The organism is Streptomyces glaucescens, assembly GCF_002154375.1.
Lineage (GTDB): Bacteria > Actinomycetota > Actinomycetes > Streptomycetales > Streptomycetaceae > Streptomyces > Streptomyces glaucescens.
In genome coordinates this window covers 1-2,185 of record NZ_MUND01000805.1, presented here as the reverse complement: position 1 = coordinate 2,185, position 2,185 = coordinate 1, and the positions used below count along the sequence as shown (strand labels likewise).

The following is a 2,185-nucleotide window of genomic DNA, read 5'->3' as shown; positions in this document are numbered from 1 at the left end:
CGCGAGCGGCCTATGGACCGGCGGGGCCTGCCCCACCGGTCCATAGGCCGCTCGCGCACTGACTAGGCTCCTACCGTGCCTGCGATGAACGACACCCCCGGTGCGGGCGACCCGCCCAGCAAGTCCGAGCAGACCCGTGCGCTGATCCTGGAGACGGCCATGCGGCTGTTCCAGGAGCGCGGCTACGACAAGACGACCATGCGGGCCATCGCCCAGGAGGCCGGGGTCTCGGTCGGCAACGCCTACTACTACTTCGCCGGCAAGGAGCACCTGATCCAGGGCTTCTACGACCGGATCGCCGCCGATCACCAGGCGGCGGTCCGGGAGATCCTGGCCCGGGAGAGCGACCTGGAGGCGCGTCTGGCGGGCGTGCTGAAGGCCTGGCTGGACGTGGCCTCGCCGTACCACGAGTTCGCGGTGCAGTTCTTCAAGAACGCCGCCGACCCGGACAGCCCGCTCAGCCCGTTCTCCCCCGAGTCGGAGCACGCGCGCGAGGAGGCCATCAGCGTCCACCGGGACGTGCTGGCGGGGGCGACCAAGACCAAGGTGCCCGAGGAGCTGCGGGACATCCTGCCCGAGCTGATGTGGCTGTCGCAGATGGGCCTCTGCCTGTACTGGATCTTCGACCGCACCGAGGGCCGGGAGCGCAGCTACCGGCTCGCCGAGCGCGGCGCCCGGCTCACCGCGCGGGGCGTGTCGCTGGCCCGGTTCCGGGTGCTGCGCCCGCTGGTGCGGGAGGTGCACGAGCTGTTCACCGACTTCCTGCCGGGCATGACCCGGGCGCTCCCCGACCCCGGCCGCAAGACGGCGGGTTCCTGACCGGCGCACGCCCGCGCACACCGGCTCCTTCTCAGGGGCGGGCGGGGGCGATCAGGGCCCACACGGTCTTCCCGTGGCCGCCCCGGCTCCACACGCCCCACGCGGCGGCGAGGTGCTCCACCAGGTGCAGGCCCCGGCCGCTCTCCTCCCAGGACTCCGGCGTCCGCATCCGGGGGGCCGCCCGGCCCTCGTCGGAGACCTCCAGGAGACAGGAGCCGTCGGCCAGCGCGGTGACCGCGACCTCGAACTCGCTCTCCGCGCGGGCGCCGTGGCGCAGCGCGTTGGTGGCGAGTTCGGACACCAGCAGCGCGGCGTCGCCGAGCGCCGGATCGTCCGGGCCGTGCCCCCAGGCGGCCAGGTGGTCCCGTACCCGGCGCCGGGCGAGACCGACGGACCCCGGGTGCCGGGGCAGCCGGAACGCGTAGCGCCTCATCACTGCTGCTCCTCACCCCCCACACACCTGAGACACATGGTGCGGTGCCGAGCGGCCGCCTGGTGCCGGTTGGGCGGATGCGGCGGTACGGCGGGTGAGCCGGACATCGAGATCAGGCCACGGTTCGTGCGGGGTGCACCGTTCACGCCTGGCGGGACGCCAGCTCCACCACGGTGATGTCCGAGGGCGCCCCCACCCGGGTCGGCGGCCCCCACGCGCCCGCGCCCCGGCTGACGTACAGCTGTGTGTCGCCGTACCGTTCCAGGCCCGCCACGGTGGGGTTGGCGGCGGACGCGAGGAGGCTGCCGGGCCAGAGCTGGCCGCCGTGGGTGTGGCCGGAGAGCTGAAGGTCGACGCCGTGCTCGACGGCGTCGTGGATCTGCACCGGCTGGTGGGCGAGCAGCACGCACGCGCGTGCGGTGTCCCGGTCACCGAGTGCCTTGCCGAAGTCGGGGCCCTGCCCCTCGTCCTCGCCCGCCACGTCGTTGACGCCCGCGAGGTCGAAGAAGGGCAGCTCCGTCCGGTCGTTCTCCAGCGGGCGCAGGCCCAGCCGCCGTACCTCCTCGACCCACTGCTCGGCGCCGGAGAAGTACTCGTGGTTGCCGGTGACGAAGTAGGCCCCGTGACGGGCCTTCAGCTGGGCCAGGGGGGCCGCCGCGGGCCCGAGGTCCTTCACGCTGCCGTCGACGAGGTCGCCGACGACCGCGATCAGGTCGGGCTGGGTCGAGTTGATCGTGTCGACCACCTTCTGGGCGAAGCCGCGGCCGAGCACCGGGCCCAGGTGGATGTCGCTGACCACCGCGATCCGGAAGCCGTGTGCCCCGCGCGGGAGCTTGGCGAGCGGGACGGTGACCCGCTTCACCTGCGGGCCGCGCAGCACGCCGTAGGAGCCGTAGCCGACCGTGCCGACGGCCGCCGCGGCGGCGGCACCGG

3 protein-coding genes are annotated in these 2,185 nt (G+C 73.8%); 1 reads left to right on the top strand and 2 read right to left on the bottom strand.

Annotation, left to right across the window (positions count from 1 at the left end; all coding sequences use genetic code 11):
* Nucleotides 1-75 precede the first annotated feature (75 nt).
* A complete protein-coding gene (locus CCN42_RS37640) occupies nucleotides 76-819 on the top strand; it encodes a TetR/AcrR family transcriptional regulator (RefSeq protein WP_386580859.1) in 744 nt (247 codons plus the stop codon).
* 31 nt (nucleotides 820-850) lie between these two features.
* Here the strand turns inward: CCN42_RS37640 and CCN42_RS37635 are convergent, their stop codons facing one another.
* Nucleotides 851-1,255 (bottom strand): ATP-binding protein, encoded by a 405-nt coding sequence (locus tag CCN42_RS37635; RefSeq protein WP_086741755.1) that lies wholly within the window; start codon nucleotides 1,253-1,255, stop codon nucleotides 851-853.
* 139 nt (nucleotides 1,256-1,394) lie between these two features.
* A partial coding sequence (locus CCN42_RS37630) for a metallophosphoesterase (RefSeq protein ID WP_143662165.1) occupies nucleotides 1,395-2,185 on the bottom strand: 791 nt, incomplete at its 5' end.